The sequence below is a fragment of the Ruegeria sp. HKCCD7559 genome, from assembly GCF_013110575.1.
Classification (GTDB): domain Bacteria; phylum Pseudomonadota; class Alphaproteobacteria; order Rhodobacterales; family Rhodobacteraceae; genus Ruegeria.
Genome location: NZ_WVQU01000002.1, coordinates 362,656 through 386,704 on the forward strand (window position 1 = coordinate 362,656; position 24,049 = coordinate 386,704).

Sequence of the window (24,049 nt, forward strand, 5' to 3'; positions counted from 1 at the left end):
ATGACATCTGGAACCAAGCTACAATATAAAGATGATCCTAGGGACGACTCTGTGGGAAAGCTGTGGATAATTACGTAAACCTCATAAAACTGTCCGTTGGTTCGGAAAGCGTCGACACGCTGATGGCCTGGCAGGACAGCTATCGCCAGCGGTTCGCAGATGGCCTGCCACGCCACGTCACCCGCATGTGGCCCAAGCGCGAAGCCGAAATTCTGAACGGCGGATCGATCTATTGGGTCATCAAGGGCGTAATCCAGTGTCGCCAACGGATCCTGCGGCTGGATGAAGTGATCGGAGACGATGGTATCCGCCGCTGTGCCATTGTGCTGGACCCCAAGCTGCACCGCACACAGAACGCCCTGAAACGCCCGTTTCAGGGATGGCGTTATCTCAAGCCTGAAGATACCCCTGCCGATTTGCCGAAAAACCGCGAGCAGGACGATGCCCTACCCGATGATCTGAACCGCGCCCTGGCGGAAATCGGGGTTCTATAAAGGCCGGCACTAGACCATCCGCAATGTGATGCTTTGAGGATGCCAACAAAATCGCATAGAATGTTTACTTGATTTTATTAAGTTAACGAGGGCAATCTATGATGATTGGACAATTTCGAACAATCGTATTGGCGGCTGTATTTGTAGCAGGTGGAACAAGCGTTCTCGCCGCCCCAAAGGATGGAACCTATAGCCTGACCGTGCCGTCCAAAAATCCGTTCCCGGTGTCGGTTACAATTACCGGCGGCAACATTGCAGGCATCACATCCTCAACGCTGCACAATATCAACGGCGCCAGCGTTTCGGGGAACAGCAAAAAGCAATCCATCAGTTTCAACTTCGACAGCGCGAACTGCGGAGGCGGCAACACCGGCACCATGACATTCGACCTGAGAAAGAATGTCGTGTTCAAAAAATGGAAAGGGACGTGCAGGTCAAAACGTTTTGACATCAGCAAATCAGTGCCCGCTGCCCCTGATTAAGTTTTGCTCACCCGGTCCATTACTTCCGCAAGCACCCGCTTGTCATCAGGCAAATAACTGGCCACCCGACTACGCCACAGCGTGGCCTGCGATTGCAGGATCAGACCGTCCGAGAGGATCTTCAGGTGGTTCGCGCGCAGGGTCTCTCCGGTCGAGGTGATGTCGGCAATTGCTTCAGCGGTTTCATTCATCACCGTGCCTTCAGTCGCGCCCTGACTGTCGACCAGCGTGTAATCGGCCACGCCCGCTTCTGTCAGGAATTCCCGAACCAGACGGTGGTACTTGGTGGCAATCCGCAGCCGGTGGCCATGGGTTTTGCGAAACGCGGCTGCTGCCGCGTCCAGATCATCAAGCGTATCGACATCGACCCAACATGCCGGGATTGCGACGATCAGATCAGCCTTGCCGAATCCAAGCTGCGAAACCTCTTCAACCTGCTGTTCCCAGCGCGGCAGTTTCTCGTGCACCAGATCGATCCCGGTGACGCCCAGATGAATCCGCCCCGCCGCCAGTTCACGCGGGATTTCCCCCGCCGACAGCAGGATCAGAGAGACACCGTCGATCCCTTCGACCTTGCCCGCATATTCCCGGTCCGATCCGCTGCGTGACAAGGTGATGCCGCGTTTTTCGAACCACGAGAAGGTCTTTTCCATCAACCGGCCCTTCGAGGGCACACCCAGTTTCAGGCTCATACAGCACCCTCCTCGATCTCCAGCATCAGGTCGGGGCGCAACACGCCGCCGACAGCCGGGATTTCGTCTCCACGGCCCAATTGCCGTGTCAGCGCGTCATAGCGCCCGCCCGTGGCGATCGGAGGCAGATCAGGCCGACCTTCCGCGTAAAACCCAAAAACGAAACCATCGTAATATTCCATTGATGTCCGACCATAGGCGGCCTCGAAATCCAACCGCTCGACATCGACTCCACGTGCTTGCAGTGCAGCCACACGCGCCTCCAGCCGGTCCAGGGCGGGCGTGACCTGCGGCAGATCCACCGCCACGTCGCGCAGCTGTTCCAGCGCAAATGGCATGGTCTCGCGCACATTCAGCAACGTTTCCAGCCCGGCCAGCTCATTGTCGGAAATCGGCGGCGTATCACGGTCTTCGCGCAGGGCTTCAATGCGCGCTGCGATTTCGGCCTTGCGGCGCTTGCCGATCATAGGGGCATCAAAGGCCATCGGATTGGCAGCGTCCAGCAGCGCGGTGCGCCCTTCCGAGGGCGCCTTGCGACCTGCAAACCGATCCAGCAAGATACGGAATCGGCGCGGTCTCCACAGGTGCCGCATAAGAGCGGCCTTGCGGCGCTCGGTCGTACGCAGCCCTTCGACCGCGGCGGTGAGGATACCGATATCCCCGGTTGCCGCACGCAAGGGCAGCCCGCGCAGTTGCAGCGCCATCAGCGAAAACACTTCGGCATCGGCACCAGCGGGATCTTCGCGGTCAAACACCTCATACCCCACCTGAATATACTCGTTCGAGCGGTCCGGGTCGTGTTCCTGACGGCGGAACACCTCACCGGAATAGGTATAGCGTGCAGGCTCGGCCCCGTCTCGCATGTGCATCTGAACAACAGGCAGGGTGAAGTCCGGGCGCAGCATCTGCTCGCCCCGCAGCGCATCCGAGGTGACGTAGGCACGGGCGCGGATATCCTCGCCATAAAGGTCCAGCAACATTTCAGCGGGTTGCAACAGAGGCGTATCCACCACCTGCGCGCCCGCAGCCTCGAACCGAACACGCATCATCGCGGCACGGGCCTGTATTTGGGAACGGTTGGGCATGGGTCAGTCCTGACTGTCCAGAATTTCACGCACTTTCGCGACCAGATCAGCGCGCGATACTTCGAACTGGCTGGGGCGTTCTTTCCATTCCTCCAGCGTGGCGCTTTCGGCGATTTTGGTTCCAAGGATCAGGTCCTTGATCTGCACGATGCCTTTTGCCTTTTCGTCACCGCCTTCGATCACCGCAACCGGAGAGTTGCGCTTGTCCGCGTATTTCAACTGATTGCCGAAATTCTTGGGATTGCCCAGATAGACCTCGGCCCGGATGCCCGCGTTGCGCAGCTCGGCCACCATCGCCTGATAATCGGCCATCCTGTCGCGATCCATGACGGTGACGACCACAGGGCCTTTGGCCTGGGCGCTGATCCGACCCTTTTCGCGCAGGGCCGCCAGCAGGCGGTCAACACCGATGGAAACGCCGGTCGCGGGCACTTCCTGTCCGGTGAAACGCTTCACCAGATCGTCATAGCGCCCGCCGCCCGATACGGACCCGAACTGCCGCTTGCGGCCTTTCTCGTCAAAGATCTCAAAGGTCAGTTCGGCCTCATAGACCGGCCCGGTATAATAACCCAGACCGCGCACGACCGAGGGATCGATCTGGATGCGATCAGCGCCATAGCCGCCCGCGGCCAGCAACTCGCCGATCTGTTCCAATTCCGAAATGCCTTCGGCGCCGATTTTGCTGTCACCCACGGCCGCTCGCAGGTTGGCCAGCGTTCCAGCGGCATCATCGGCTTTGGAGGTCAGGAAGGCGATCACCGGCTCGGCCTGATCGTCGGACAGGCCCACACCGTCGATGAACGCGCCCGAGGCATCCAGCCGGCCCTTGGTCAGCAACTCGCGCACGCCCTGCCCGCCAACTTTGTCGAATTTGTCGATGGTGCGCAGAACGTCGTCGCGCGCTGCCGCGTCTTCACCCAAACCCATCGCTTCGAGCACGCCGTTCAAAACCTTGCGGTTGTTGACCCGGACCAGATAATCGCCGCGTGGAATGCCCACGGTTTCCAGCGTATCCGACAGCATGGCGCAGATTTCGGCGTCCGCAGCCATGCTGGCCGTCCCCACCGTATCCGCATCACACTGATAGAATTGGCGATACCGCCCTGGCCCCGGCTTTTCGTTGCGCCAGACCGGACCCATCGCATAGCGGCGATAGGGCGTGGGCAAATCGTTGCGGTGCTGGGCATAGACCCGGGCCAAAGGTGCTGTCAGATCATAGCGCAGCGCCATCCAATCGCCGTTGCCGCCCTCGTCAAACTCCTGCCACGCAAAGACGCCCTCGTTCGGGCGGTCCACGTCGGGCAGGAACTTGCCCAGCGCCTCGACGGTCTCGACCGCACTGCTTTCAAGTGCGTCGAACCCGTAACGATGATACACGCCCGCAATCGTCCGCAGCATCTCGGTGCGCTGCGTGACTTCCTCGCCGAAATAGTCACGGAACCCTTTCGGCGTGACGGCCTTGGGGCGGGGCTGTTTCTTGGGCTTGGCCATGTGGGGCGTCCTTGGGAGTGTCCTTGTTCCGCGCGCGGTCTATCCCATGGTCCGCATCGGGGCAAGGCGCGCTTTCTCTGGCCTTGGGCCGACTGTGTCGCTATGACCAGCGCAAGACAGGAGTTCCCCATGCAGCATCTGGAAGAAGAGATCGCCCATCTGACCCATACCGTGGACGAGCTGAACACGGTCGTCACCAGACAACAGTCGGAAATCGACCGGCTGACCCAACGGGTTGAAATGCTGTTGCAGCGCGAAGCAGAACGGGCGCAGGAAGGATCAGGCGGCGTTGTCTTTGGTGACGAACGCCCGCCGCATTATTGAGTGGCCGGGAGGCCGTTTCTTCCGTTTTGTACAGGCGCTTGGGGCGTGGTAGTCCGTTTTGTACGAAACGTCTCAGGGCCGAACCGTCACACTCGGACAGAAACCGCGTTGGGTAACGGCGCCGAGTATGGGTCATTTGTCAGTAGTGCGGGACAAACCCGCCGCCCGGCCCAATGGCGTCAATTGGCGCTTCCGGCGCTTAATTGCTATTTCCATGGACATCCATGAACGGCAGCTTTCTGCATTAAAACCTTCCGAACAGTCTGCTTGGGACAACCAAATAGACCCTGCGGTTTACGTGAAGACCGAACTTATGCTGCTCCAACCGTGCCAAAGCACAGATGCAGAAAGAGCCGCGGTTATCATTGCGGGGATTCCGTCTTTCCAGGAGTCAAATATCAGGTGACAGAAGATGGCTCCGACGGATGTTGCCAAAAGTGCTGCTGCTCCGAGAGGACCCAGCCAGGACTGTTGGAACCAGATTGTGACGGCTCCGAACAATTCAATGAGACCCACCAAGAACATGGCCTGCCGATTGAGGCCATAGCTTTCGAACATTGCGAGCTGTGTTTCGAAGATCTTCCTTTGCCAACCCGCAAGTTTGATTGAGCTCGCGAGCAGGAAGAACGCTGACAGGAGCGCAATGACTATCGTTAAGGTCATTCTTCTGGTTCCGTGTAAGAGCGCTTGAAAGCCTGTGGGGACTGACCAGTCCACCTCCGGAACGCCCGTGAGAATGCAGTCGGGTCGGAAAACCCGAGTTGCTGAGCGGTGTCAGTGACCGAGCAGGATTTCACACCCAACAGTTCAATCGCTTTCTCTCGTTTCATGCGTGCAATGACCTTGGATGTTGTCTCGCCACGTTCCGACAGACGCGCATTCAGGGTATTTGGATGCAAACCGACCGCGCGCGCGGCCTCTACCGCTGTAAACGCCGGATCAGCCAGTCGAGACCGGACGATGTCTTCGAACCCGGCCAAAAAATCGAGCGGGGCCGCAAGTTCCATGACTGATGGGTGATACTCGGGGTTGTTCTCCATCATGTCCTCTGAGAGGCGATGGTTCAGCCAGATGGATGGGAAGCGTATCGAAAACCCTCGATCGTCGCAGGGAATGCCAGTGACCCCGTAAAACTGTTTGGGCAAAACGTTAGGGTTGGCCAGTTGCAGTACGATCTCACGCGGATCCCAACGGAAATCGATCACTCGGTGCAGCAAAGAAATCCAGATCCCGATCATGAAGCCATCGGCTTGGGCAGGTGACACTGACGAGCGAAAATGCCGCCGGGCCGCAAAGTAGGCATATTCGTCTTCTACGACCAAGGACTGAGTGACTGCATTTGACTCCTTCGAAACAATCTGGGTGAAGCGTGTGAACAAACCACCCAGAGTAAAGGCTTCTGTAAGTTCCTGCCCTTTTGGTAGGAAGCGCCTGAGATCAACAGACTGGCCGACCCGAGTGCAAAAATCTGTTCCTTCAGCTTCAGATGCGGCATTGAAGGCTGCATATACAGTTTCATGTGAGAGAAATTGCTCAGGTGCGATCATCGTTGCCGCGTCAAAACTCAGATGTGCGAAGACATCATCAGCATCCTGCCCCCGCGCGCGTAACGCCGCGACGACCGGCGCCAGTACTGTTGCCCGCACCAATGGCAGATCAGAGTCTTTTGGTGTTTTGCGATTCCCGAACATATTTGCTCCCTCTACTGGGACTCGTGCCTGCGCCACGGCGTGCTTTCCAGAAAAAAGTTCAATAACCTGACCAAATTCTAACCGAAAAATCTCTAACCTTAGGATACGGTCAAGCATTTTCCAAATGAAGGTGTCATATTCATAAAATGAAATGAACTAGTCGACATCGATCACGCAACTAGGGATTTGACATGGCAAGATATTGCAAAAGAGTTTTCGCTGCCTTGACATTTGTAACGCTGACGCTGTCCACCTCGACTGCATTTGCTCAGCAGGAAGCGCCATCAGTCACCTTGTTCAAAAACGTGAAAGTTTTTGATGGGAACACCGATGGTCTTCTGGACCTGGATGTTCTTGTTGTCGGCAACAAGATCCACAAGGTCGCCGAAGACATTCCAGAGACCGGTACATGGGAAGTGCAAGCTGGTCCGAGTGGGCCATTGTATTCAGAAATTCATAGCGGCAGCAGTGGCTACACTTTCATCATCGAGGGCGAAGAAGGGACGCAGACAGTCGAACTGTCGCCCAATGTCATTGACGGCGGGGGACGCACCTTGATGCCGGGCATGATTGATAGCCATACGCATTTTAACCTTTCTATGGACGGCGGGCGTCCGGGCATGGAAATGGCCAGGTGGGACTATATGGCGGGACATGCCTCGTCTGCCGCATTGGAGTGGTTCTACGATGGCTTCACGACAGTGCGTGATATGGGGGGCATGGCCGACGGATTGCGACGTGTCATCGACAACGGCCTAATGGAAGGACCTCGCATCTACAGCGCTGCCGGGATGATCAGCCAAAGCGCTGGTCACGGTGATCTCTTGTTTGAAAGCCAGACAAGTCCCCAACAGAGTAGCACCTGGCGCAATGGCATATACCACATTGCAAACAGCCCTGATGAAGTTCGAGCAGCCGTTCGCAGGAACTTTAATGCGGGCGCCACCCATATGAAAATCATGATGGCCGGTGGTGTTGCCAGCAACAAAGGTCCCTTTGAGGCCTCTCAATACACCGACGCTGAAATTATCGCCGCAGTAGAAGAAGCTGCAACGCGTGGAACCTATGTTGCAGCGCACCTTTATCTTGATGAAGCCATTCGCCGTGCGCTCGATTTGGGTGTCATGTCGATTGAACATGGACAGTTCCTACAGGAAGACACGGCCATGTTGATGAAGGAAAAAGGTGCTTTCATTTCTCCTTACATTGCAGCCGTCATGAGCGAAGACATCCTGACCCATCCGGTCTATGGCAATCCTTCAACATTTGAGTACGCCAGAACACTTATGATGAAAGAGGGAACAAAAAACTTCGCTGAAGTCATCAAAAAGGTGAAGCCGAACATTGTGTTCTCAATCGACATCGTGAGTACCAATGGCATGGCCGCAAGACACCACCGGGACCATGAGAAATGGATATTCGCAGATACATTTGGCAACTATGAAACACTGAAAGCAATGACGTCCACTGGCGGCAAGCTTGCCGCCTTGACCGGTGGCAGTAACCCTTACCCCGCACCTCTTGGTGTCATCGAGGAAGGCGCATACGCCGACATTCTGCTTGTCGATGGAAATCCGCTTGAGGACATCACTGTTCTGGGCGGAAACCCTTCATGGTTTAACGCAGAACCGCGTCCGCGTGGCATCAAGACCATCAACCTCATCATGAAGGATGGCGTGATCTACAAGAACACTCTGCAATAATCCCTCGGGAGGCGGGGCTTCGGCCCTGCCTTCCATTGTTAAGAGAAAGAGTTGTGATGAAGATCAAAACCATGACTTCCCTGAGAGCAGTACTGGCCTTGTCGCTGACCTGCTCTGCCGCTCTTGCGCAGGACGACGCGCCGCCACGGACCCTGTTCACCAATGTTCATGTCTTTGACGGCATGAACGAGGCGCGGATCGAGAATGCCAGCGTTCTGGTCGAGGCCAACCTTATCAAGCAGGTCTCGGCAGAGACCATCGACGCGCCGGATGCTACGGTTATTGACGGTGGCGGGCGCACACTGATGCCAGGTATGTTGGATATGCACGTTCATATCTCGACCTTCGGGCCCGTGCAAACGCAATCGCGCGACGGGCTGCATCCCTACGCTCATGGTGCGTTGGCCGCAGATCGTGCCGAAGGGATGCTGATGAACGGATTTACCACAGTACGGGATCTGGGTGGTCCGTCAAATTTCATGCGTCTAATCATCGACGAGGGCGTCATGGTGGGGCCTCGCATCTATCCCACGGAAAACTGGATCACCACAACATCCGGTCATGGCGATTTCCGTGAATTGAATGACTCCCACCCGAATATCGCTGGCGGACGGCAACATTTCTACGAAGATTATGTTACGATTATCGCTGACGGGCGGGCGGAAACCCTGCGCGCGGCGCGTGAAGCATTCCGTCGCGGTGCGGTACAGCTCAAACTGTTCACCGGAGGCGGTGTAACAAGTTTGTTTGATCCACTTCATTCGGGCCCTCTTGATGAAGAGGTCCAAGCAGTCGTTGAGGTGGCGGAGCGCTGGGATACCTATGTCGCGTCTCATGCACACACCGCTGCTGCGCTTCAGCAGGCTATCGACAATGGCGTGATGTCGATTGAGCACGCACCCTATCTGACCGATGAGCAGGCCAAGACGATGATTGAAAACGGCATGTTTCTGTCCACTGCGTTTTCGCCAGTGTTTTCAATCTCAGTGGAACAAGCTGAAAAGGCTTATCCACCAGAAAGCTTTGCAAAGTGGAGCGTTATTCGGGACGCATCGGCAAACTTGCTGGAAGTCATGAAAAACAACCCTGACCTGAAAGTGGTTCTTGCATCAGATCATATTCCCCAATGGAATACTGGTCGCGAATATGATGATCGCGCGCTAGATGAGTTCGAGTTTTTCTCAGAAGCTATTGGCAACTTCCGGACACTAAAGTCGTTTACCTCGACAGCCGGAGAACTGAATGCTCTGACCGGCCAGATGAATCCATACCCAGAAGGCCCGTTGGGCGTCATTCAAGAAGGCGCCTATGCAGACCTATTGCTGGTCGATGGCAATCCTCTGGAAAACATCGAGATCATGAAGGATCCGGACACAAATCTAAAAATCATCATGAAGGACGGCGTGATCTACAAGAACACGCTGAACTGAGCGATGGGCGGGATGGTTCACCTCGTCCATCCCGCCCGTTTGTAAAAACCATTAGAGGAACCAAAAAACGGACATAGGAGAAAGAGACCCGTGGCAAGAAAGCTTTTGCAAGCCACACTGATCACAACCTTGCTTTGCGCGGCCGTAGTGAACGCACAGAGCAGTGGTCCGGGGGTTTTCAGTGCGGAAGGAGAAGGAGTGGTTGTGCCAGCCAAAAGCTGGGATGTGTCGGCAGCCGCCGAAAACCAGATCGACACTGTCCACTTTATTGAAGGTCAATTCGTCAAAGAAGGTGATCTACTGGTGACTTTCGACCAGGTCTTCAAGCAATGGGATGCCAAAATCGGTGAGTTGGCTCACCAGCAGGCCGTGGCTGAACTGGAGTTGGCCCAGGCTGACCTGTCCAGAAAGAAGCGGTTGGGCACCAATTCTGTGTCTGAAGTTGAGATTGCGCAAGCTGAAGCGCGTGTCAAAATCGCCGAAGCGACCGTTGAGACAAAGAGGCTCAATGCGGAAAAGGCCAAGGCTATCTCAGATCTCCAGCTCATCCACGCACCGTTCGACGGCCAGATGAGTGCGCCGCGGTTTCGCGATAATGCAAACGTCGTCGCCGACTCGCCCGAAATCGGAACCCTGTATCAACTGGATCCGATCCACGTTCGCGTGGAGGGAACGTACGAGAAGCATCAGGAACGCATCCTCGCGGGCGAAAGCCACGACAGTGTAATGGGCAGCCTGACTCTGGTGCTGGAACTGCCGGGAGGGAGTGAATTTCCACATCACGGACGCCTTATCTCAACGCCGTTTGAATTCGATCCGGAGACAGGGATTGGCTACAGCATCGCCGAATTCCCCAATCCTGAATTCCTATTGCGCCCCGGCATGAAGGTATTGGTCACGTCTTATGAAAACTCGAAATGATCCAAAGAAAGGGATATCAAATGAAAACTTGGACATCTCCGTTTCTGGCTTCAGCTGCATTGGCGGGACTTGCTACGGTTGCCGCTTCTGAAGCAGCAGACCACGGATCGCACTGGAATTTGATGTCTGACGCTTATGCTCGCGTCGGCGAGATTCTGAAATCTGAGGGAGGCACCACTGCCGTCGAGCGCTTGAACGAAGAATTGTCCGCGCTGAAAGAGGCGTGCGATAAGTTGGAAGTGAAAAGTCAGAACGCGCCATGTCACGAAGATGTACGGCGTCTTCTTTCCATTGCGACCTTCAACGCTGACCCCAATGATCCAAATCGAAACAAGACATTTCCAACGCATATTCCCGATTTTGTTAGTCCGGAGATGCGTGAGGTGATGGTTAACTGGACGCCCAATTGGCTCACCAGCAGTTGGGAAGGCTACCCAGACCCAACGGACTACGGTGCATGGCAGTCGTTGCACGATGAATTGATCGATCCGATGGAGGCCGCCGGCAAACAACTTTTAAAGACTTACAACTTGTCGACCGAGGAACGTGAGATAGGTGGTGTTAGAACGGTTATTATCAGTCCGAGCGAAAACCGCCATCCGGGAAAAATACTCATTCATGCACATGGTGGTGCCTTTTACGGAAACACTCCGGAAACAACGTTTGACCGGACAGCACCACTTGCCAATCATATGGGCATCGACATTGCCTCCGTCGATTACAAATTGATGCCAGCCCCCGACTGGGACATTTTGGACCAGCGGGATCAGGTGATCGCCGTTTTTGATGCACTGACCGGAGAGGGCGGTGGCTATAAACCAGAGAACGTCGGAATTTACGGTTGTTCCGCGGGCGGCGGATTGGTGGCGATGGCGACAAATGCCATGTCGCATCGCGGAGGAGCGCTGCCTGGTGCGGCCGTAATGCAAAGCCCGCAGACTGATTTCTCGTTCAACAGCGATTCGACATGGACGCTGCGGTACGACGATCCACGCACTAACGTAGATCACTTGATCGACTCAGTCTGGCCGATGCTGGGAATTACTGAAGAGAAAGCACAAGATCCGCGCTACTCAACTGTGTACGACAATTTCGAGGGGCGAGATTTCCCTCCGACGATGGTACAGACTGGGTCTAAGGAAATTCAGATGAGCGACGGCATACGCATGTACGGAGTCCTGCGTAGTGCGGGCCACGAGGCAATTCTGGATGTTCACGACGCCATGCAACACTGCTTCCACGGTCATTCCGAGACACCGGAATCCGCTGAAGCCGTTCGCCGCGTCGCTGTGTTCCTAGAAGAGCATCTTGGTTCGGAATGAGAAAAATGGATCGCTGAAAGGAGGGGGCGAGTGGCTTGGAGAGACGCTTTGAAGCCGCTCGCCCATATTGAAAAACGTAAGAAAATGGACGTTGTCAAGTCTCAGCGGATCGAGGCCGTTTTCCGCATTCGGGACCTATGATCCGAGCGCCGTGAACGGCCGATGTCCGCCCTTCGCGCTGATGCTGCACAAAATACGCATGCGCACAATGGGCTCATAGCTGCCATCCCGACGATTGAAGGCAAAGCCCCCGCTTCTCGCTACGGATCCTCGACCGACTACACCCGGTCCAGCTCGATTCCCGAATTCATTCCAACCGGAACATCAGCTGCTGAAGCCACGGCCTCTCCACACCGGTTGCCTGATACATCGCGTGAAGAAAGTTGTGCGCTGACACCGGGTCGCTCATGAACGGCGAAGAGCGGATTTCGCCCTTCTTCACCTCGTCGCGCGCCTCGTAGATCACCGTGTCTTCCTTGATCGTCGCCATGATCCTGACGGCGTCCAGCGTCTCGGGGTCGATGGCGGTGGGATCTTCGGAGAGCAGCACGAAATCGGCAAGCTTGCCCGCTTCGATCGACCCCTTGTCGTTCTCCTCGAAATGCTGCCAGGCGGGCCAGATCGTCAGCGCCTTGAGCGCGGTCGCGACGTCGACCCGGTGACGGGGGCCAAGAATGTCACCCGATCTCGTGCGCCGGGTCACGGTTGCATCCAGTATGCGCATGCTGTCAGGCAAGGCGACCGGCGCGTCGTGATGCGAGCCGAACATCATGCCCCGTTCAAGCAACCAGCCGGTGGGCGAAATGTTCTCGGCATTGACCGGGCCCACGGTGTGGTCGCGGTGCCAGTCGCCCCAATAGAAGGTGTGCATCGGGAAAAGGGACATGAACACGCCCAGCCGCTTGTAGGCGTCGACCTGGTCCTCGCGCAGGAACTGGCCGTGAATCAGTGCGGGTCGGTTGCCCGGATCGCCATACTTGTCCTGCGCAGCCTGAAGCGCAGCAATGAGCATGTCCGACGCGCCTTCGCCATTGGAATGGGTGATGATCTGGATGCCATTCTCGTAACACCAGTTCACGGCATCCTGCACCTGCTCGATGGTCACCGCCGAGTACCCCTTGTAGCCTGCGGGATAGTCGCCAACCGGGTCATAGTAGGGACGGTCGCGGAGCGCGGTAAAGCCTTGCGGCGAGCCGTCGATCGTCAACTTGCAACCGCCCACGCGAATACCGTTTTCATATTCTTTCGAAACATTGTCGCCGATATAATCCCTGGCTTCCAGCACATCGGGATAGGCCACGACGTCAATCGGTATCCTGCCGTCGGCCGCCATGGCCTTCAGCGACTCGACGGCAAACCCCGAGGACCGGCCGTCCTGCCCCGTGGTGTAGCCAAAACGCGCCCAGAGTTTGGACCCGGCAACCGCGAATTCCGCGAAGGCGTCCGGACCGAGTTGCTTCAGGACGGGGACGAGCGTCCCGAAAAACGCGTATTCCTCGAGAACCCCGTTCGGCGCGCCATCGGCTTCCCGCCGAATCTTGCCACCGGCCGGGTCCTGCGTCGATGCATCGTAGCCGACAATCTCAAGCGTCTTCGAGTTCGCCACGCCGAGATGGCCGGACTGGTGGACAATCACGATGGGAAGCTCCTGCGAGATCGCGTCAAGGTCTTCGCGGGTCGGGTGGCGCTTCTCGGCTAGCTGGGCGTTGTCATAGCCGAAGCCGATGATCACTCCGGCCTTCTCGACCGCATCCCTGTTTGCATCGATCCAGTCGCGCAGCGCCTGTTGCAGGCTGGCAATGTCCGTGACCCCGCCGTCCGGCGGCGAAAGAAGGTTCGCCGACAAGGCTTGCAGGCCACCGAAAACCACGTGCCCGTGACTGTCGACAAAGCCCGGCAGCATCGCCCGGCCGTCAAGATCGAACAATTCCGTCGCGTCGCCCCGGTGCGCCATGATATCCGCAAGCGCGCCGACGGCGAGGATACGCCCGTTCTTGACCGCGACGGCCTCGGCGGTCGGCTGCGCATCGTTGATCGTGAGGATCGGTCCGCCAGTATAGATCGTGTCGGCAGCCTCCTGCGCGGTCGCGCCGCTGGTTGACATGGCAAAACCCGCCAGCCAGACAAGATTCAGCAAACGTGACATCAGGAATACCCTCTCAAATACATCGGAAGACAAACGACTGAATAATGGTCGTGTCTATATAATGGTCGTGTCTATCGTGGCTAAAGCGTATTGCCCGACAGACACGCATTGCAAGATTTTTCGGCCAGCCAGAGGTGTCCGCAAGCCGCCATCCCGGCGACTGAAAGCGAAGCCCCGTCTTCCTGCTACAGTTCCTCGACCGACAGCACCCCGTCCAGCGACTTGATCGCGCCCTTGATCTGCGGGTTGATCGGAAAGTCCTGGCCCAGATCCATCTCGACATCGCCCGGCAGCCCCGGCGCCATCAGGCAGAGCTGGATCGGCCCCTTCGAGGCCCCGCGCGCCGCCCCGGCGGCGTCCTCGAGCACCTTGGCGACCGTTGGTACGACCTGCGCTTCGTCAACAAAGATGCGCAACCCGGTTGCTCCGGCTTCGGCCACAAGGGAATCCGCAGGACCAACCGAGCGGCCCAGCAGCTTGAGCTGATCGGCTTCCATCGTCGCCTCGGCGGTCAGAACCACCTGCGCGCCGGTTTCCAGAAACTCGCGGCACTTCTCCAACGTGTCCGAAAACAGCGTGACCTCATAGGCACCAGTGGGATCAGACATTTGAACGAAAGCAAAGCGGTTGCCCTTGGCCGATTTCCGCTCCTGCCGCCCGGCGACAACCCCGGCCATCTTGGCGATGAACGGACCAGACCGGGCCTTTTCCGTCACCTCGTCCAGCGTCATCACCTGTTTGCGCTTCAGCGCGGGCATGTAATCGTCCAGCGGATGCCCCGAGAGATAGAAGCCGATGGCCTTGAATTCTTCGCTGAGGCGTTCGGCCGGCAGCCAGTCCGGCGTCGGCGACAGGCGCGGTTCGGGCAGGTCGTCGCCTGCCTCGCCGAACAGAGACACCTGATTGGAGTTTTTCTGTTCATGGATCGCCGCCGAATACTGCACCAGACGGTCAAGGCTTTCGAACACGCGGCGACGGTTCTTGTCGAGCTCATCAAAAGCGCCGGCACGCGCCAGCATTTCCAGCGGACGTTTGCCGACCTTCTTCAGGTCGACCCGGCGGGCGAAGTCAAAGAGGTTGACGAACGGTTTGTCTCCCCTGCCCTGCACCACCAGATTCATCGCCTCGACGCCCACGTTTTTCAGCGCGCCCAGCGCATAGACCAGTTGGCCATCCACCACGTCGAAGGTCGCCAGCGAGCGGTTCACGCAGGGCGGCACGTAGGGCAGGCCCAGCCCCTTGCGGACCTCTTCGAAATACACCGCCAGCTTGTCGGTCAGATGGATATCGCAGTTCATGACCCCGGCCATGAACTCGACCGGGTGGTTCGCCTTGAGCCAGCCGGTCTGATAGCTGACCACCGCATAGGCCGCCGCGTGGGACTTGTTGAAGCCGTAGTTGGCGAATTTCTCCAAGAGGTCGAACACCTCGGAGGCCTTCTTGGCGTCCACGCCGTTCTTGGCCGCGCCGGCCTCGAATTTCGGACGTTCGGCGTCCATCGCCTCTTTGATCTTCTTGCCCATCGCGCGGCGCAGCAGGTCGGCGCCGCCAAGGCTGTATCCCGCCATGACCTGCGCGATCTGCATCACCTGCTCCTGATAGACGATGATGCCCTGCGTTTCTTCCAGGATATGATCGATCAGCGGGTGGACCGAGGTGATCTCGCGCTGGCCGTTCTTGACCTCGCAATAGGTGGGGATGTTTTCCATCGGGCCGGGGCGGTAGAGCGCCACAAGCGCCACGATATCCTCGATGCAGGTGGGCTTCATGCGCTTGAGCGCGTCCATCATGCCCGAGCTTTCCACTTGGAACACCGCCACGGTTTTGGCCGCGGAATAAAGCTTGTACGTCGCCTCATCACCCAGCGGGATGGCGTTGATCTGGTTTTCAGCCCCCTCGGCGGGCTCATAAAGTTCAGTGCCATCGGCGGCGATGTGCAATGGGCGCCCGGATTTGAAAATCAGGTCCATCGCGTTCTGGATAACGGTCAGGGTCTTCAGACCCAGAAAGTCGAACTTTACCAGCCCGGCCTGTTCCACCCATTTCATGTTGAACTGGGTCGCGGGCATGTCCGAACGCGGGTCCTGATAGATCGGCACCAGCGCATCCAGAGGACGGTCGCCGATCACCACGCCTGCCGCGTGGGTCGAAGCATTCCGCAACAGCCCCTCGACCTGCTGGCCATAGGTCAGCAGGCGGTCGACTACCTCTTCCTCGCGCGCGGCCTCGCGCAGGCGGGGTTCGTCTTTCAGCGCCTTTTCGATGGAAACAGGTTTCACCCCCTCAACCGGGATCATCTTGGACAGGCGGTCCACCTGCCCATATGGCATTTGAAGCACCCGCCCGATGTCGCGCACTGCGGCCTTGGACAAGAGCGCGCCGAAGGTGATGATCTGACCCACTTTGTCGCGGCCGTATTTCTGCTGCACGTAACGGATCACCTCTTCGCGGCGATCCATGCAGAAGTCGATGTCGAAGTCGGGCATCGAGACCCGTTCGGGGTTCAGGAAGCGTTCGAACAGCAGGCTGTAGCGCAGCGGGTCAAGGTCGGTGATCGTCAGCGCATAGGCCACCAGCGAGCCCGCGCCCGAGCCCCGCCCCGGCCCGACCGGAATGTCGTGATCCTTGGCCCATTGGATGAAATCCGCGACGATCAGAAAGTAGCCGGGGAAACCCATGCTTTCGATGATGCCCAGTTCGAAATCCAGACGTTCCTGGTATTCCTCGGGCGTCACCGCATGCGGGATCACGGCCAGACGTTTCTGCAAGCCCTCATTGGCGATGCGCCGCAGCTCGGCCACCTCGTCATCCGCGAATTTCGGCAGGATCGGGTCGCGTCGATAGGCCATGAACGCGCAGCGTCTGGCGATCTCGACGGTGTTTTCGATGGCCTCGGGCAAGTCGGCGAACAGGGTCGCCATCTCTTGTTGTGACTTGAAGTAGTGCTGCGCCGTCAGACGACGGCGGCCTTCCTGCTGGTCGACATAGGCCCCTTCCGATATGCAGATCAGCGCGTCATGCGCTTCGTACATGTCCGGCGTCGGGAAATAGACGTCATTCGTGGCGACCAGCGGCAGGTTCTTGGCATAGGCCATCTCGACATGGCCGCGTTCTGTCAGGCGCTCGGCCTCGGGTTGGCCATCTTCACCCGGATGGCGCTGAAGCTCGATATAAAACCGGTTGGGGAACATTGCCGCCAGCCGATCGACCAACGCTTCGGCCGCCGGGCGCTGACCCTGTTGCAGCAGCATTCCCACCGGGCCGTCAGGTCCACCGGACAGGCAGATCAACCCTTCAGATCGGTCGGCCAGTTCTTCCAAAGTGACCTGAGGCAGTTGCCCGCCCTTGTCCACGTAGAGACACGTGCTGAGTTTCATCAGGTTTTCGTACCCGGTCTCGGACTGCGCCAGCAGCACCAGAGGCGCGGGCATCTTCGGCTTCTCGCCCGGCTGGGCCTGGACATAGGTCAGATCGACCTGGCACCCCATGATCGGCTGTACCCCGGCGCCGCTTGCGGTGACCGCGAATTCCAGCGCCGAAAACATCGAATTGGTATCCGTCACGGCGACCGCCGGCATTTCCATCTTCTCGCACAGGCCCGGCAGCTTTTTCAGCCGCACGGCGCCTTCCAGAAGGGAATATTCAGTGTGAACGCGGAGGTGGATGAATCGTGGAGAACTGCTCATGACGCCCAAGCTACCCCAGCCGGCTGCGCGGCAAAAGACTGAACCGCGTTGCGTTTGCCGCAAAAAAAATCGCCATTGATTATTCGGCTTTTTCAGAAGGTGCTTCGGGATTGACTGGGCGTCGCAATCAAAAACCGCTTTATTTACAAGTGGCTGCCCATTAATCAGAAAAGGCGGTCTCAGGCCGTATACGTCTAATGGTGTATAACAGAGGCGGTTTTTCTTGCCAGACAAGCCGCGCTGTTTCTAACATCTCATGGCAAGCAATTCGCCCGCCACTCTTTCTACGTCGCATCGAAGGAGGGCCACAAGGGCGCAACCGGGTAAGGCGACGGGTTTCTCGAATGAACATCACGTTTCTTCTGAACGGAGAGACAGTGGAGTTGGCTGATATCGATCCGACAGCCACCCTGCTGGATTGGCTGCGCGAAGATCGCGGCCTGACCGGCACAAAGGAAGGCTGCAACGAAGGCGATTGCGGGGCTTGCACCGTGATGGTGACGGATGACGAAGGCGCCAAGGCCCTGAACTCGTGCATTCTGTTTCTGCCGCAGCTGCACGGCAAAGCGGTGCGCACGGTTGAAGGCGCCAGCGGCCCGAATGGCGAAGCGCACCCGGTTCAGCAGGCAATGGTTGATCTGCACGGTTCGCAATGCGGCTTCTGCACACCCGGTTTCGTCATGTCGATGTTGGCCGGGCACACGAACGGTGCAACGGACCATGACACTTTGCTAGCAGGCAACCTGTGCCGCTGCACCGGCTATGCGCCGATCATTCGCGCGGCGAAAGCGGCCGAGGAACAGCCCGTTCCGGTTTGGGTCAAAGATAAACCACCTGCAACGATTGCCGCTGCGCGCATACTGCCAACCTCATCCGACGAATTGGCCGCCGTATATGCCGAGAACCCGAATGCGACACTGGTCGCTGGTGCGACCGATGTGGGCCTTTGGGTTACCAAGCAACTGCGCGAACTGGACCCGGTGATCTTCCTTAACCGCTGTGATGATTTGAAGAAGATCACGCTCAGCGGTGAAGAAGTCCGCTTTGGCGCAATGGTCGACATGAATCGCATGGGCGCGGCGATGGCCGATCTGCATCCGTCCTATGCCGAGATGATCCGCCGCTATGCCAGCGTGCAAGTGCGCCATGCGGCCACCGTGGGCGGCAATATCGCAAACGGTTCGCCCATCGGGGACAACCCGCCCGCGCTGATCGCGCTGGGGGCGACGCTGCATCTGCGCAAGGGCGACGAGCGGCGGTCGATCCCGCTGGAAGAGTTCTTCATCGACTACGGCAAACAGGATCGGGTTCCGGGCGAGTTTGTGGAAGCCGTCAGCTTCCCGCGCCAGCCAGATCGCCTGAAGGCTTACAAGCTCAGCAAACGGTTCGATCAGGATATTTCGGCCGTCTGCGGCTGTTTCAACATAACCGTTTCGGAGGGCAGCGTCACACAGGCGCGCATCGCCTATGGTGGCATGGCTGCTATCCCGAAACGGGCAACCCATGTCGAGACCGCTTTGGTCGGCAAACCGTGGACGCGCAAGACCGTTGACGCCGCGCTGCCATCCTTTGCCGACGACTTTTCGCCACTCACGGATATGCGCGCCTCGGCCCTGTATCGACTGGAAACCGCCAAGGCGATGCTGCAACGGTATTTCCTGGAAGATCAGGGCGAGATCACCAATGTGCTGGAGGTGTCAGCATGAGTGTGACGCAAGCCCTGCCCCACGACGCCGCCCCTTTGCACGTTTCGGGCGCGGCGCGGTACGTGGATGACATCCCGACACCCAAGGGCACGCTGCACCTGGCCTTTGGCCTGAGCCCGATCGCCAAGGGCAAGATCACCGCAATGGATCTGTCGGCTGTCAAAAACGCCGAGGGTGTCGTGATGGTTATGACGGCAGAGGACCTGCCTTTCGCCAACGATGTCTCGCCCTCGATCCACGATGAGCCGCTGCTGTCGGACGGCACGGTGCACTATATAGGCCAGCCCGTGTTCCTGGTTGTCGCCACCAGCCATCTGGCCGCCCGCAAAGCGGCGCGATTGGGCAAGGTCGACTATGCCGAGGAAACGCCGATCCTGACGATCGCGGACGCCTTGGCCGCCGACAGCCGGTTTGAAGACGGTCCACGCATCTATGCCAAGGGTGATGCGGATGCGGCCATTGCCAGTGCGCCGCATGTGATCGAAGGTTCGTTCGAATTGGGCGGGCAGGAGCATTTCTATCTGGAAGGTCAGGCCGCGCTGGCCGTTCCGAATGAAGGTGCGGATATGCTGGTGCATTCCTCGACCCAGCACCCGACCGAGATTCAGCACAAGGTGGCCGACGCACTGGGTGTTCCGATGCACGCCGTCCGGGTCGAGACCCGCCGCATGGGCGGAGGGTTTGGCGGCAAGGAAAGTCAGGGCAACGCTTTGGCAGTGGCCTGCGCCGTGGCCGCCCGCGCAATCGGCAAGGCCTGCAAGATGCGCTATGACCGTGACGATGACATGATCATCACCGGCAAGCGCCACGCTTTCCGCATTTCGTACAAGGCCGGGTTCGATGAGCATGGCCATATTCAGGGCGTCTCATTCCACCACTATGCGATCTGCGGCTGGGCGCAGGACCTGTCGTTGCCCGTGGCCGACCGGGCGATGCTGCACTCGGACAACGCCTACCTTTTGCCGAACGCCCGGATCGAAAGCCACCGCTTGAAGACCAACACCCAATCTGCCACCGCCTATCGCGGGTTCGGCGGCCCGCAAGGCATGGTCGGCATCGAACGGGTCATGGACCATGCCGCGCATACGCTGGGTTTGGATCCCGTCGAACTGCGCCGCCGGAATTACTATGCACCCGCGCACGCCGTGGCCGAGAGCACACCGACAGAAAAACCACTGGGGCATCCCGATCCGCACGAAGACCTGACCAGCCGCGGCGCCGTTGAAATGGGTGACGCACCGGTGCGTCCTCTGCCTGCCGGCGGCAACACCACACCCTATGGGATGGAGGTCAGCGATTTCGAACTGCACGGCATGACCGAGGCGTTGCTGAAATCCAGCGACTATGCCGCGCGCAAGGCCGCTGTCGCGAAATGGAATGCCGAGAACAGTGTAATCAAAAAGGGCATCGCCTTTTCCCCGGTCAAGTTTGGTATCTCGTTCACGCTGACCCACCTCAATCAGGCGGGTGCGCTGGTGCATGTCTATCAGGACGGATCAGTCCACCTGAATCACGGTGGCACCGAGATGGGCCAGGGCCTGTTCCAGAAGGTCGCACAGGTCGCAGCGTCGCGCTTTGGCATACCGTTGGAGATGGTGAAAATCACCGCAACCGACACGGCGAAAGTACCGAACACGTCTGCGACGGCGGCATCTTCGGGAAGTGACCTGAACGGTATGGCGGTGAAGGCCGCATGCGACACGATCCGTGATCGGATGGCCGCCTATCTTGCGGAACGTCATCAGGCCGATCCATCAACCGTCACGTTCTCGGATGGGCATGTCTCGGTCTCAGAAGAGCGCTACACCTTCGCCGAAGCCGCCGCACTGGCCTATCAGGGGCGCGTCAGCCTGTCGGCGACCGGGTTCTACAAGACGCCCAAGATCGAGTGGGACCGGATCGCCGGGCGCGGTCGCCCTTTCTTTTACTTTGCCTACGGCGCTTCCGTTACCGAGGTGGCGGTGGACACTCTGACCGGTGAAAACCGAATTCTGCGAACGGATATCCTGCATGACGCGGGCGCGTCGCTGAATCCGGCTTTGGACATAGGTCAGGTTGAGGGCGGCTATGTACAGGGTGCAGGGTGGCTGACGACCGAAGAGCTGGTCTGGGATGACACGGGCAACCTGCGCACGCACGCCCCTTCGACCTACAAGATTCCGGCCTGCTCGGACCGGCCGGACATCTTCAACGTCACGCTTTGGGATGGCGAAAACCGCGAGGACACCATCTATCGTTCGAAAGCTGTGGGCGAGCCGCCTTTCATGCTGGGAATCTCGGCCTGGCTGGCGCTGTCGAACGCGGTTGCCGCCTGCGGAGACAGATACCCGGCCCTGAACGCTCCGGCCACGGCCGAAGAGGTTTGGCGCGGGGTCCAGAGGATGAAGGGAGGCACCTGATGGGATTTGACCTTGAGGCTTTGAGGGAGGCGGTCAAAACCCACGGGAAAGTGGTTCGGGTGGTCATCGCCGGGATCAAAGGGTCGTCCCCGCGCGAGGTGGGTGCTGCGATTCTGGTCTGGAAGGACGGGCAAAGCGGAACCATCGGTGGTGGTACGCTGGAATACCAGGCCGCAGAGGCCGCACGATCGCAAACAGTCGCCACGCGCCTGACGCATCACACGCTGGGACCGGACATGGGCCAATGTTGCGGCGGAGCGGTCTCGTTGTTCAGCGAAGTCTATGATCTCAAGAAGGTTGAAACGCTGGATGATACGATCATTGCACGATCAGCATCCGGTGGTGCCGTGCCTCTTTCGGTCAAGCGAGTGCTGGCGGCAGCACGCAGTCAGGGTATTGCACCCGAAACACGCCTGATCGACGGCTGGATGATCGAACCGGTGCATAAACCGGCACGAAACCTGTGGATCTGGGGCGCAGGTCACGTCGGACGGGCGCTGGTGGATGTTCTGTCCCCCCTGCCCGATCTTGCGATCACTTGGGTCGATACCGGCCCCGAGCGCTTTCCGGACGTGATTCCTGCAGGCGTGACCGATCTGCCAGCGACAAAACCGGCCGAACTTGTGCGACATGCACCGCCCAATGCCGAGCACCTTGTGCTGACTTATTCACACAATCTGGATTTAGAACTGTGCAACAGGCTGCTTTTGCACGATTTCCGCTTTGCGGGACTGATCGGCTCGGCTACCAAATGGGCGCGGTTCAGATCGCGGCTGGCGGCTCTTGGGCATCCGCCCGACCGGATAAGCCGGATTACCTGCCCGATTGGTGACCCGTCGCTGGGCAAACACCCGCAGATGATCGCCGTGGGCGTCGCAGCGCAACTGCTGCGCCCGGCCCGGCAGAATGAGTTGAAGAAGGACCTGAGCGCGTGACCACTCCATTGCTGAGCCTGCAAGGGTTGACCAAAGCCTATCCCGGTGTCGTGGCCAATGACCAGGTGTCCTTTGATATCGGTGAGGGCGAAGTTCACGCCTTGTTGGGGGAAAACGGGGCCGGGAAATCCACGTTGGTCAAGATGATCTATGGGCTGGTGAAACCTGACAGTGGCACCATGCTGTTACGCGGTCAGCCCTTTGCGCCGCCTGAACCCCGCGCCGCGCGGGCTGACGGAATTGCGATGGTGTTCCAGCATTTTTCGCTGTTTGACGCGCTGAACGTGGCCGAGAACATCGCCTTGGGGATGGAAAATCCGCCGGCCATGGGTGATCTGGCCTCGCGCATCCGCGAAGTGTCCGAAACCTATGGCCTGCCGCTGGATCCGTTCCGCACTGTCGGCGATCTGTCCGCCGGGGAACGCCAGCGTGTTGAAATTATCCGTTGCCTCCTGCAAGACCCGAAACTGCTGATCATGGACGAACCGACCTCGGTGTTGACCCCGCAGGAGGTCGAGATCCTGTTCGAGACGCTGAACAAGTTGCGGTCCGAAGGCACGTCGATCCTGTATATCTCGCACAAGCTGGAAGAGATACGGACCCTGTGTGATCACGCCACGATCCTGCGTCTGGGCAAGAATGTGGGCGAGTGTGTCCCCTCTGAGACCTCGGCCCGCGACATGGCCGAGCTGATGGTGGGAACGGCCCTGCAAACCCCGGAACGTTCGGAGCGTGAATTTGGCGCAGTGACGCTGGATGTCAGCGGGCTGTCGGTGCCTTCTCCGTCAGAATTCGGCACCGCATTGCGCAACGTGCATTTGACCGTCCGCAAGGGCGAGGTTCTGGGCATTGGCGGCGTTGCGGGCAACGGGCAGGATGAATTGCTCGGCGTTCTGTCCGGTGAAATCCTGACATCTGCCGACGCGATCAAGTTCAACGGTCAGGCGATCGGCAAGCTGGGTCCGACCGCGCGACGCAAACTTGGCGTGTTGACCGCGCCCGAAGAGCGGCTGGGCCATGCCGCCGCCCCGAACATGAGCCTGACCGAAAACGCCCTGTTGACCGGGTCGGTTCGAGAGGGTCTGGAAAGCAACGGCTTTCTGAAATGGGCCGAGACCAAGAGCTTTGCGGAGAAGATCATCGAGATTTTTGACGTCCGGACACCCGGCCCGGACAACGCGGCGCGGTCCTTGTCCGGGGGGAACCTGCAGAAATTCGTGATCGGACGCGAAGTGCTGCAAAACCCGGATGTGCTGGTGGTGAACCAGCCAACCTGGGGCGTGGATGCCGCAGCGGCGGCGGCCATTCGGCAAGCCATTCTCGACCTAGCGGCAAAGGGAACGGCGGTTGTCTGCATCTCTCAGGATCTGGATGAGTTGATGGAAATCTCGGACAGCTTTGCTGCGCTGAACGAGGGCCGCCTGAGTGCACCACGTCCGACAACCGGACTGACAGTGGACGAAATCGGGCTGATGATGGGCGGTGCCCACGGAATGGAGGTGGCGCATGTGTGATCTGTTGGGCCGCCTTCGGCGAGAGTAT

The 24,049-nt window shown here is 58.6% G+C and carries 18 protein-coding genes; 11 read left to right on the plus strand and 7 right to left on the minus strand.

Features of this window, described 5'->3' with window-relative positions; translation table 11 throughout:
- Positions 1-62: 62 nt before the first annotated feature.
- Both GS605_RS09885 and GS605_RS09890 read left to right on the plus strand, forming a co-directional pair.
- Positions 63-494 carry a DUF1489 domain-containing protein gene (locus GS605_RS09885; protein WP_171119093.1) on the plus strand — a complete coding sequence of 144 codons (432 nt, stop codon included), beginning with the start codon at positions 63-65 and terminating at the stop codon, positions 492-494.
- Positions 495-592: 98 nt separating this feature from the next.
- On the plus strand, positions 593-976 hold the full coding sequence (locus GS605_RS09890) for a hypothetical protein (RefSeq protein ID WP_171723863.1): 384 nt from the start codon (positions 593-595) through the stop codon (positions 974-976).
- Here GS605_RS09890 and hisG read toward each other — a convergent pair.
- The 3 genes from hisG to hisS are packed head-to-tail and all read right to left on the minus strand — an operon-like array spanning position 973 to position 4,244.
- Positions 973-1,668, minus strand: a complete 696-nt coding sequence (hisG, locus tag GS605_RS09895) for an ATP phosphoribosyltransferase (protein WP_171637052.1) — start codon at positions 1,666-1,668, stop codon at positions 973-975. The two genes, GS605_RS09890 and hisG, sit on opposite strands and share 4 nt — an antisense overlap.
- Entirely contained in the window at positions 1,665-2,753 is a 1,089-nt protein-coding gene (locus tag GS605_RS09900) for an ATP phosphoribosyltransferase regulatory subunit (protein WP_171637053.1), read from the minus strand. The genes hisG and GS605_RS09900 overlap by 4 nt, the downstream gene beginning before the upstream one ends.
- Before the next feature lie 3 nt (positions 2,754-2,756).
- Positions 2,757-4,244, minus strand: a complete 1,488-nt coding sequence (gene hisS / locus GS605_RS09905; RefSeq protein WP_171723864.1) for a histidine--tRNA ligase — start codon at positions 4,242-4,244, stop codon at positions 2,757-2,759.
- Between the two features lie 129 nt (positions 4,245-4,373).
- Between hisS and GS605_RS09910 the strand changes: the two genes are divergently transcribed.
- Complete coding sequence (locus tag GS605_RS09910) at positions 4,374-4,568, plus strand: SlyX family protein (protein ID WP_171723865.1); 195 nt, start codon at positions 4,374-4,376, stop codon at positions 4,566-4,568.
- A 294-nt stretch (positions 4,569-4,862) separates the two neighbouring features.
- Here the strand turns inward: GS605_RS09910 and GS605_RS09915 are convergent, their stop codons facing one another.
- Complete coding sequence (locus tag GS605_RS09915; protein WP_171723866.1) at positions 4,863-5,231, minus strand: DoxX family protein; 369 nt, start codon at positions 5,229-5,231, stop codon at positions 4,863-4,865.
- Entirely contained in the window at positions 5,228-6,259 is a 1,032-nt protein-coding gene (locus GS605_RS09920; protein ID WP_171723867.1) for an AraC family transcriptional regulator, read from the minus strand. Before GS605_RS09920 ends, GS605_RS09915 begins: the two co-directional genes overlap by 4 nt.
- Positions 6,260-6,450: 191 nt before the next feature.
- On the opposite strand from GS605_RS09920, the gene GS605_RS09925 reads away from it, so the two are divergent.
- The 4 genes from GS605_RS09925 to GS605_RS09940 all read left to right on the plus strand — a co-directional run bounded on the left by GS605_RS09925 (position 6,451) and on the right by GS605_RS09940 (position 11,635).
- Positions 6,451-7,962 (plus strand): amidohydrolase family protein, encoded by a 1,512-nt coding sequence (locus GS605_RS09925; RefSeq protein WP_171723868.1) that lies wholly within the window; start codon positions 6,451-6,453, stop codon positions 7,960-7,962.
- Between the two features lie 71 nt (positions 7,963-8,033).
- Complete coding sequence (locus tag GS605_RS09930) at positions 8,034-9,392, plus strand: amidohydrolase family protein (protein ID WP_171637059.1); 1,359 nt, start codon at positions 8,034-8,036, stop codon at positions 9,390-9,392.
- A 90-nt stretch (positions 9,393-9,482) separates the two neighbouring features.
- Positions 9,483-10,313, plus strand: coding sequence for an efflux RND transporter periplasmic adaptor subunit (locus GS605_RS09935; protein ID WP_171723869.1), 831 nt, complete (start codon positions 9,483-9,485; stop codon positions 10,311-10,313).
- A gap of 20 nt (positions 10,314-10,333) precedes the next feature.
- Positions 10,334-11,635, plus strand: a complete 1,302-nt coding sequence (locus GS605_RS09940; protein WP_171723870.1) for an alpha/beta hydrolase — start codon at positions 10,334-10,336, stop codon at positions 11,633-11,635.
- A 307-nt stretch (positions 11,636-11,942) separates the two neighbouring features.
- Here GS605_RS09940 and GS605_RS09945 read toward each other — a convergent pair whose 3' ends face one another.
- Positions 11,943-13,781 (minus strand): amidohydrolase, encoded by a 1,839-nt coding sequence (locus GS605_RS09945; protein WP_171723871.1) that lies wholly within the window; start codon positions 13,779-13,781, stop codon positions 11,943-11,945.
- A gap of 185 nt (positions 13,782-13,966) precedes the next feature.
- Positions 13,967-17,467, minus strand: a complete 3,501-nt coding sequence (gene dnaE, locus GS605_RS09950) for a DNA polymerase III subunit alpha (protein ID WP_171723872.1) — start codon at positions 17,465-17,467, stop codon at positions 13,967-13,969.
- A 344-nt stretch (positions 17,468-17,811) separates the two neighbouring features.
- On the opposite strand from dnaE, the gene xdhA reads away from it, so the two are divergent.
- From xdhA to GS605_RS09970, 4 genes are read left to right on the plus strand one after another with little or no spacing between them, the layout of a single operon-like run.
- Complete coding sequence (xdhA, locus tag GS605_RS09955) at positions 17,812-19,173, plus strand: xanthine dehydrogenase small subunit (protein ID WP_171723873.1); 1,362 nt, start codon at positions 17,812-17,814, stop codon at positions 19,171-19,173.
- Positions 19,170-21,572, plus strand: coding sequence for a xanthine dehydrogenase molybdopterin binding subunit (gene xdhB, locus GS605_RS09960; RefSeq protein ID WP_171723874.1), 2,403 nt, complete (start codon positions 19,170-19,172; stop codon positions 21,570-21,572). The genes xdhA and xdhB overlap by 4 nt, the downstream gene beginning before the upstream one ends.
- Positions 21,572-22,507, plus strand: a complete 936-nt coding sequence (xdhC, locus tag GS605_RS09965) for a xanthine dehydrogenase accessory protein XdhC (RefSeq protein WP_171723875.1) — start codon at positions 21,572-21,574, stop codon at positions 22,505-22,507. Before xdhB ends, xdhC begins: the two co-directional genes overlap by 1 nt.
- A complete protein-coding gene (locus GS605_RS09970) occupies positions 22,504-24,021 on the plus strand; it encodes an ABC transporter ATP-binding protein (protein WP_171723876.1) in 1,518 nt (505 codons plus the stop codon). The genes xdhC and GS605_RS09970 overlap by 4 nt, the downstream gene beginning before the upstream one ends.
- Positions 24,022-24,049 lie beyond the last annotated feature (28 nt).

What these genes read in the sequence shown, in the direction of transcription:
- xdhA (WP_171723873.1), top strand. Translation starts at nt 17,812, where the DNA reads ATGAACATCACGTTTCTTCTGAACGGAGAGACAGTGGAGTTGGCTGAT.
- GS605_RS09930 (WP_171637059.1), top strand. Translation starts at nt 8,034, where the DNA reads ATGACTTCCCTGAGAGCAGTACTGGCCTTGTCGCTGACCTGCTCTGCC.
- GS605_RS09890 (WP_171723863.1), top strand. Translation starts at nt 593, where the DNA reads ATGATGATTGGACAATTTCGAACAATCGTATTGGCGGCTGTATTTGTA.
- GS605_RS09940 (WP_171723870.1), top strand. Translation starts at nt 10,334, where the DNA reads ATGAAAACTTGGACATCTCCGTTTCTGGCTTCAGCTGCATTGGCGGGA.
- GS605_RS09925 (WP_171723868.1), top strand. Translation starts at nt 6,451, where the DNA reads ATGGCAAGATATTGCAAAAGAGTTTTCGCTGCCTTGACATTTGTAACG.
- GS605_RS09915 (WP_171723866.1), bottom strand. Translation starts at nt 5,231, where the DNA reads ATGACCTTAACGATAGTCATTGCGCTCCTGTCAGCGTTCTTCCTGCTC.
- GS605_RS09920 (WP_171723867.1), bottom strand. Translation starts at nt 6,259, where the DNA reads ATGTTCGGGAATCGCAAAACACCAAAAGACTCTGATCTGCCATTGGTG.
- dnaE (WP_171723872.1), bottom strand. Translation starts at nt 17,467, where the DNA reads ATGAGCAGTTCTCCACGATTCATCCACCTCCGCGTTCACACTGAATAT.
- xdhB (WP_171723874.1), top strand. Translation starts at nt 19,170, where the DNA reads ATGAGTGTGACGCAAGCCCTGCCCCACGACGCCGCCCCTTTGCACGTT.
- GS605_RS09910 (WP_171723865.1), top strand. Translation starts at nt 4,374, where the DNA reads ATGCAGCATCTGGAAGAAGAGATCGCCCATCTGACCCATACCGTGGAC.
- xdhC (WP_171723875.1), top strand. Translation starts at nt 21,572, where the DNA reads ATGGGATTTGACCTTGAGGCTTTGAGGGAGGCGGTCAAAACCCACGGG.
- hisG (WP_171637052.1), bottom strand. Translation starts at nt 1,668, where the DNA reads ATGAGCCTGAAACTGGGTGTGCCCTCGAAGGGCCGGTTGATGGAAAAG.
- GS605_RS09945 (WP_171723871.1), bottom strand. Translation starts at nt 13,781, where the DNA reads ATGTCACGTTTGCTGAATCTTGTCTGGCTGGCGGGTTTTGCCATGTCA.
- GS605_RS09900 (WP_171637053.1), bottom strand. Translation starts at nt 2,753, where the DNA reads ATGCCCAACCGTTCCCAAATACAGGCCCGTGCCGCGATGATGCGTGTT.
- hisS (WP_171723864.1), bottom strand. Translation starts at nt 4,244, where the DNA reads ATGGCCAAGCCCAAGAAACAGCCCCGCCCCAAGGCCGTCACGCCGAAA.